Origin of the sequence: Streptomyces sp. NPDC002773, assembly GCF_040295605.1 — a bacterium.
Lineage (GTDB): Bacteria > Actinomycetota > Actinomycetes > Streptomycetales > Streptomycetaceae > Streptomyces.
Genome location: NZ_JBEOVO010000024.1, coordinates 107,750 through 114,374 on the forward strand (window position 1 = coordinate 107,750; position 6,625 = coordinate 114,374).

The 6,625-nt window shown below is 70.3% G+C and carries 4 protein-coding genes; 2 read left to right on the forward strand and 2 right to left on the reverse strand.

The annotated features are described in order from the left end of the window. Positions 1–14 precede the first annotated feature (14 nt). The gene (locus tag ABT034_RS25720; RefSeq protein ID WP_351219087.1) at positions 15–1,517 is read right to left on the reverse strand and encodes a peptide MFS transporter; all 1,503 of its coding nucleotides are present in this window, start codon (positions 1,515–1,517) and stop codon (positions 15–17) included. A 198-nt stretch (positions 1,518–1,715) separates the two neighbouring features. On the opposite strand from ABT034_RS25720, the gene ABT034_RS25725 reads away from it, so the two are divergent. Then, positions 1,716–2,726 (forward strand): polyprenyl synthetase family protein, encoded by a 1,011-nt coding sequence (locus tag ABT034_RS25725; protein WP_351219089.1) that lies wholly within the window; start codon positions 1,716–1,718, stop codon positions 2,724–2,726. Positions 2,727–2,911: 185 nt separating this feature from the next. Continuing rightward, positions 2,912–4,093 carry a LolA-like protein gene (locus ABT034_RS25730; RefSeq protein ID WP_351219091.1) on the forward strand — a complete coding sequence of 394 codons (1,182 nt, stop codon included), beginning with the start codon at positions 2,912–2,914 and terminating at the stop codon, positions 4,091–4,093. A 79-nt stretch (positions 4,094–4,172) separates the two neighbouring features. Here ABT034_RS25730 and ABT034_RS25735 read toward each other — a convergent pair whose 3' ends face one another. Next, positions 4,173–5,489 (reverse strand): M28 family peptidase, encoded by a 1,317-nt coding sequence (locus tag ABT034_RS25735; protein WP_351219093.1) that lies wholly within the window; start codon positions 5,487–5,489, stop codon positions 4,173–4,175. Positions 5,490–6,625 lie beyond the last annotated feature (1,136 nt).

Here is a 6,625-nt window from a genome sequence, read left to right on the forward strand (position 1 = left end):
ACCTCACGGCTTCCTCAGTGGACGGGGTGCATGGTGCGGCGCAGCCAGGGCGCGAGGGCGATCACGGCGAGGCCGACGGCGACGGCCACGGCGCCGTTCACGCCGAAGTAGACGGGCTTGGACACGTCGTCGTAGAGCTTCACGGTCTGGGCCTGGATGCCGTTGGCGAGGGCGAGGGAGAGGAACCAGAGCGACATCGTCTGGCTGGAGAAGGCCTTCGGGGCGAGCTTGCTGGTGGCGGACATCCCGGAGGTCTCCAGGAGGACGTCGCCGAGGCCGAGCAGCAGGTACGAGCCGACGATCCACCAGGCGGCCATCCGGTACGTGTCGTCGGCGTGCCCGGAGGTCGGCAGGACCATCAGGAGGAAGGAGAGACCGCCCAGGATCACCCCGAACGCGATCTTGTTGGAGGCGTGCGGCTGCCTGTGCCCCATGCGGGCCCAGACGGCGGCCACGACCGGCGCCAGGGCCACCTCGAAGGCGCCGAGGGCGGAGGCGTACCAGCTGGCGGGGAAGTCGAAGCCGAGGATGGTCGTCCGGGCGTTGGTGGAGGCGAGCAGGATCATCGTCGAGTACGCCTGGAAGAGGATGAAGTTGAAGACGACCGAGGCGAGGAACAGCACGATGTACGGCTTCAGCCGCCCGCGCTCCGCGGTGACCCGGGGGCTCTTGAACATCACCCAGAAGTAGACGACCGGGGCGATCACCGACACGATCGTCAGCAGGTCGACGAAGCGGTCCATGGTCAGCCAGCCGACCCCGGCGAGGAGCCCGCCGAGGGCCGCCACGACGACCACGCCCAGGACGATCAGCTTGACCGCCCTCCGCATGGCGTCGGGGGCGAGCGCGAATTCGGCCGAGTGCTTGCGCCCGGCCAGGTGACGCCGGCCGGCCACGTACTGGATCAGGCCGAGGGTCATGCCGAGCGCGGCGGCCGAGAAGCCCCAGTGGTAGCCCTGGTGGTCGGCGAGCCAGCCGGTGATCAGCGGGCCGGCGAAGGCGCCGATGTTGATCGCCATGTAGTAGAGCGCGAAACCGGCGTCGCGGCGGTCGTCGTCCGTGCGGTACAGCTTGCCGACCATGGTCGCCACGTTCGGCTTGAGCAGTCCGGTGCCCGCGCTGATCAGGCCGAGGCCCACCCAGGTCATCGCGGCGGTCGGGACCGCCATGGCGTAGTGGCCGCAGGCGATCAGGACGCCGCCCCAGAGGACCGCCCGGTACGAGCCGAGGATGCGGTCCGCGAGCCAGCCGCCGGCCACCGACACCAGATACACGAGCGTGCCGTACGCGGCGGAGACGGAGGCGGCGGTGCCCGCGGCCATGCCGAGGCCGCCGTCGGAGACCGCGGCCGCGAAGTAGAGGACGAGGATCGCCTGCATGCCGAGGAACGAGAAACGCTCCCAGACCTCCAGGCCCGAGAGGGTGAGCAGGCCCCGGGGGTGGCCGACGAACGCGTGGTCGTCCTCCGGCGGTGGCTGCTCGCCGTCCGTGTCGCTGTCGATCGATGTTCGGGACAAAGCGCCTACTCCTGGTCGTATGAGCTGATCACGAACATACCGGGGGTGACGGGAAGGCGCCCACGGTGATCGAAAGGTGACCGGATACGCTGGCTTGAGTGAATCCAGCGACACATCGACAATCCGTGTGATCCTCAACAGTCCATGTGAACAATCCGTGTGATCGTCAGCAGGCGTCAGCAGACAGGAGACCCCCTCGTGACCGTCGTCGGGCCGTTCGGTCTTAGCGTGCGGGACCAGGCTCTTGAGGCCGATGTGCAGACCGGGTTGGCGGCTGTGGAGGCGGGCCTCCTGGACGCCACCAAGAGCGATGTCCCCTTCATCACGGAGGCCGCGCAGCACCTCGTCCTGGCCGGTGGCAAGCGGTTCCGCCCCCTGCTCGTGATGCTCGCCGCGCAGTTCGGCGACCCCTACGCGCCGGGCGTCGTGCCCTCCGCCGTCGTCGTCGAGCTCACCCACCTGGCGACGCTGTACCACGACGACGTCATGGACGCGGCCGACGTGCGACGCGGGGTCCCCAGCGCCAACACCCGCTGGAACAACTCGATCGCCGTCCTCACGGGTGACTTCCTCTTCGCCCGCGCCTCGCACACGCTCGCGGACCTCGGCCCCGAGGCCGTACGGATCCAGGCCGAGGCGTTCGAACGGCTCGTGACCGGCCAGATCCTGGAGACCGCGGGACCCGGCGAAGGCCGCGACCCCGTCGCCCACTACCTCGACGTCCTCGGCGGCAAGACCGGCTCGCTCGTCGCCGTCTCCTGCCGCTTCGGCGCCATGATGGCCGGCGCCGACGAGAGCGTCGTCGACACCCTCACCCAGTACGGCGAGCGGCTCGGCGTCGCCTTCCAGCTCGCCGACGACGTCCTCGACATCGCCTCCGACTCCCACGAGTCCGGCAAGACCCCCGGCACCGACCTCCGCGAGGGCGTCCCGACCCTGCCCGTCCTCCACCTGCGGGCCGCCGCGGCCGCCCACGGGCGCCCGGAGGACCTGGAGCTCGTCGCCCTCGTCGACGGCGACCTGAGCGACGACGAGCGGCACGCCGAGGCCTTGCGCCGGCTGCGCGCCCACCCCGCCCTGGAGCAGGCCCGCCGGGACACCGTGCGGTACGCGGAGGAGGCCCGCGCCCTGCTCGCACCGCTGCCCGACGGGTACGCGAAGGCGGCCCTGGCGGAGATGTGCGACGCGGTGGTCCACCGGGCGGGCTGAGGCCCTTTCCGCCGGGCGGTGCGCCGATCCCGTCCACCGGGCGGGTTAGCCGGTCTCAGGGTCGGGTCATCCCGAAGCAGTACATGAGGTTGATCCCGGGGGCTGACGCTTCCGAGCCGCCGCCTTGGTGAGATGGAGTCATCGTCCACGGAGGGCCCGCGAAGGGCACGGAGGTAGCGGAGACCATGGCAGAGACCCGTAAGGCGAGCCGGTTCATCGTCCCGGTCGCGGTGGCAGGAGTGGCCGCGGCCACCATCGGACTCGTCCCGGCGCTTGCGGCGTCCGGCGACCCCGACCTGCCGGACATCACGGCCCAGCAGCTCATCGAGAAGATCGCCGCATCGGACACCCAGACCCTGTCCGGCACGTTCAAGATCTCCACCGACCTGGGCCTTCCGGCCTTCGGCAACCTGATGCCGGGCCTCGGCGGCGGCGGTGAGGGCGGCGGCTCCTCGGCCGACCCGTCGGCGAAGCTCACCGAGCTCGTCTCGGGCACCCACACCCTGCGCGTGGCCGCCGACGGCCCCGAGCGCCAGAAGCTGACCCTGCTCGACGGCTCCGACGAGTACAGCCTGATCCACAACGGCGACGACGTCTGGGCGTACGACAGCAAGTCGAACGAGGTCTTCCACGAGAAGGCCCCCGAGGGCGCCGGCGCCCCGGCGGAGAAGGACCTCCCGAAGGGGACGGACGTCCCCACCACGCCCAAGGAGCTCGCGGACGAGGTCCTGAAGGCGGCAGGCGACACGACGTCGATCACCGTCGACGGTACGGCCAAGGTGGCCGGCCGGGACGCGTACCAGCTGGTGATCAAGCCGAAGCAGGCCGGTTCGACGGTCGCGTCGGTGAAGATCGCCGTGGACGCGGCGAGCGGCACCCCGCTGAAGTTCACCCTCGCCTCGGTGGAGGGCGGCAAGCCCGTCGTCGACGCCGGCTTCACGAAGGTCGACTTCGCCAAGCCGGCCGCGTCCGAGTTCGCCTTCAAGGCCCCGGCGGGCGCGAAGGTGACCGAGGGCGGCGCGGAGAAGGCCGCGGGCGAGGAGAAGCTCCCCGAGGAGTTCGAGAAGGGCCTCGGCGACCTGGAGAAGAGCTTCGGCGACTTCGGCGAGGGCATGAACGTCATCGGCGAGGGCTGGACGACGATCGCGAAGCTCGACACCGGCGCTCCGGCGCCGAAGACCGAAGAGGCGCCGAAGGAGTTCCAGGGGCTCCTGGACTCCCTCGGCGACAAGGTCACCGGGAAGTTCGGCTCGGGCACCGTCTTCAAGACGAAGCTGGTGAACGCGCTCCTCACCGACGACGGCAAGGTCTACGTCGGCGCGGTCACGAAGGACGCGCTCGTGGACGCGGCGAACGCCGGCAAGTAGCCGGTACGGCAGGGCTGGTTGGGACCCCGGGCGGGTCGGGGGCGATGGTCACCGACCCACCCGGGAGCTTTTCGGGCGGTTACGGGAAGGTCAGCTTGAAGCCGCTGATGTAACCGGTGTCGGCCGAGGCCCTGTCCTGGGCGCGGAGCTTCCAGGCACCGTTGGCGACCTCGGAGGAGGCGTTCACGGTGTAGGTGGCCTTGATGTTGTCGGCGCTGCCGCCGGAGCGGTTGCTCAGGCTGTAGACCGAGCCGTCGGGGGCGACGAGGTCGACGATCAGATCACCCCGGTAGGGGTGGACGATGTCCACGTCCACCTTGAGGGTGGAGGGCGCGTTGCCCGCGATGCCGGTGACGTTGACCGTCGAGGTCACCGCGGCGCCGTTGTCCGGGATGGAGACGTCGGCGGTGTTCTCGAAGACCGTGCCGGTGGGCGGCGGGGTGGAGGTCCCGGACAGGGCCCAGACCGCGTGCGCGACCGCGTCGCTGTTGCGGTCGAGGGCGGTGTCGTTGATGTTCGCCGTCGTGTCGCAGGACGAGTGGTAGCAGCGGTCGAAGGCCGTGGCCGTGCCGCCCCACTTGGACACCTGGGCGCTGGTCTTGACCCGGCTGGCGCCCGTGAAGAGACCGCCGACGGGTATGCCGACGTTCTTGAACGAGGCGTGGTCCGAGCGGCCGTCGCCCTCGGTCTCGATCTCGGTGGGGACGCCGAGACCCGCGAAGTAGTTCTTGAAGGTCGTCTCGATGACCGGGTCGTCGTCGTAGACGAAGTAGCCCGGGTTGGGCGAGCCGATCATGTCGAAGTTCAGGTAGCCGGAGAGCTTGGCGCGCTCGGCCGTGGGCAGCTGGCTCACGTAGTACTTCGAGCCGACGAGGCCGAGTTCCTCCGCGCCCCACCAGCCGAACCGCAGGTGCTTGGAGGGCTGGTAGCCGGAGCGGGCCACGGCGAGGGCGGTCTCGAGGACGGCGGCGGAACCGGAGCCGTTGTCGTTGATGCCGGCGCCGGAGGAGACGGAGTCGAGGTGCGCGCCGGCCATGAGGACCTGGTTCGGGTCGCCGCCGGGCCAGTCGGCTATCAGGTTGTAGCCGGTGGCGCCGCTGGTGGTGAAGGTCTGGAGGGTGGTGGTGTAGCCGGCGGCGTCGAGCTTGGCCTTCACGAAGTCGATGGACGCCTTGTAGCCGGTACGGCCATGGGCACGGTTGCCGCCGTTGGAGGTGGCGATCGACTGGAAGTCCGTCAAGTGCTGCTTGACGTTGGCGAGCGGGATGTCGGGGGCGGCGGCAGCGGCGGAGGCGTCGGCAGGGTGGGCCGAGGCGGTGGTACCGGTGAGTCCGCCGAGGGCGAGCGCCGCGAGGGCGGCGACCGCGGTGACGCGTCTGGGCACGGAGAGGTTCATCTGTGGGGGCTCCGGATTCCGAACGGGGATGGGACGGAACGTGCGAGACGCCTCGGGCTTGGGTGCCACGAGGCGCGGGAGCTGTGCGAGTGCTTGTGCGGTGTTCAGTTGTTCTGGCGTGCTGGCGTGCTGTTGTGCGTGCTGAATGTTCAGCGAGAATTTGACTCCACGTCAAGAGCGAAAACCGGTCGGGGGTGTTCGGGTAGCGGACGTGGGGGGATGGCCTCTGAGGTTCTGGGGGCGGGGGTTTCCGGCGGGCTTCTGGTGCGGCCGCCCTCCGAGTGTGAAAAGGCGGCCGCCAGGCCGGCGGGTGGGGAGGCCGGGCATCGCTCCGGCTTCTCTCTTCTGTGCGGCGGGGTGGGTGGGGGCTTGGTTTGTGGCGGGGGCGGGTGGGACTGTCTCCCTCGGTTCGGGGTGCGCGGTAGTTGAATGGGGCGGCCCGGCTTGGCTTAGCGGGCCACGGCTGTGGGGTGGTTGGGCTTCAGGCCCCGCTGGTCTGTCTGAGTGGGTGGTGGGGTGGGGTCGGGGTGGATTTCCTGCACCAACTCGGGGATTTACGTCTCCAGGCTTCCCTCCGGGGCTAGTTACCGGGGGTAGGTCGGAGTTGTCTACGTGCGCGGCCTCTTTGGGGCCTCTTCCCCCCACCGGGAGTGACCAGCGGGGCCTGAAGCCCGGCAAGAGGACCGACCGCAATCCGCTAAGCGCCGCCGGGCTGCCCCATTCAACAACCGCGCACCCCGAACCCACCGAACTGCGCCCACCGTCCTAGGCCACAAGCCGAGCCCCCACCCACCCCGCCGCACAGAGGAAAGATGCCGGAGCGATGCCCGGCCCCCCACCCACCGGCCTGTCAGACCCACGCCGGCCCCGGACACTGCCCGAAGCCCCGGCGACCCCGGCCCCCGGACCGCCCTCCGAGAGTGTTTTCGCTCCTGGAGGTGGTGGGTCAAGGGTGGAGCGAAGCGGAATCGGCGCAGCCGACGCGACGAAGGAGCGCCCTTGACGCGCCGCCGGAAGGAGCGACTCTCGGAAAGAGGGCGGTCCCACCAGAAGCCCACCAACCCGGCCCACCCCCAGGACCCCCCACCCGAACCCCGCCCCACCCGAACCCCGCCCCACCCGAACCCCGCCCCACC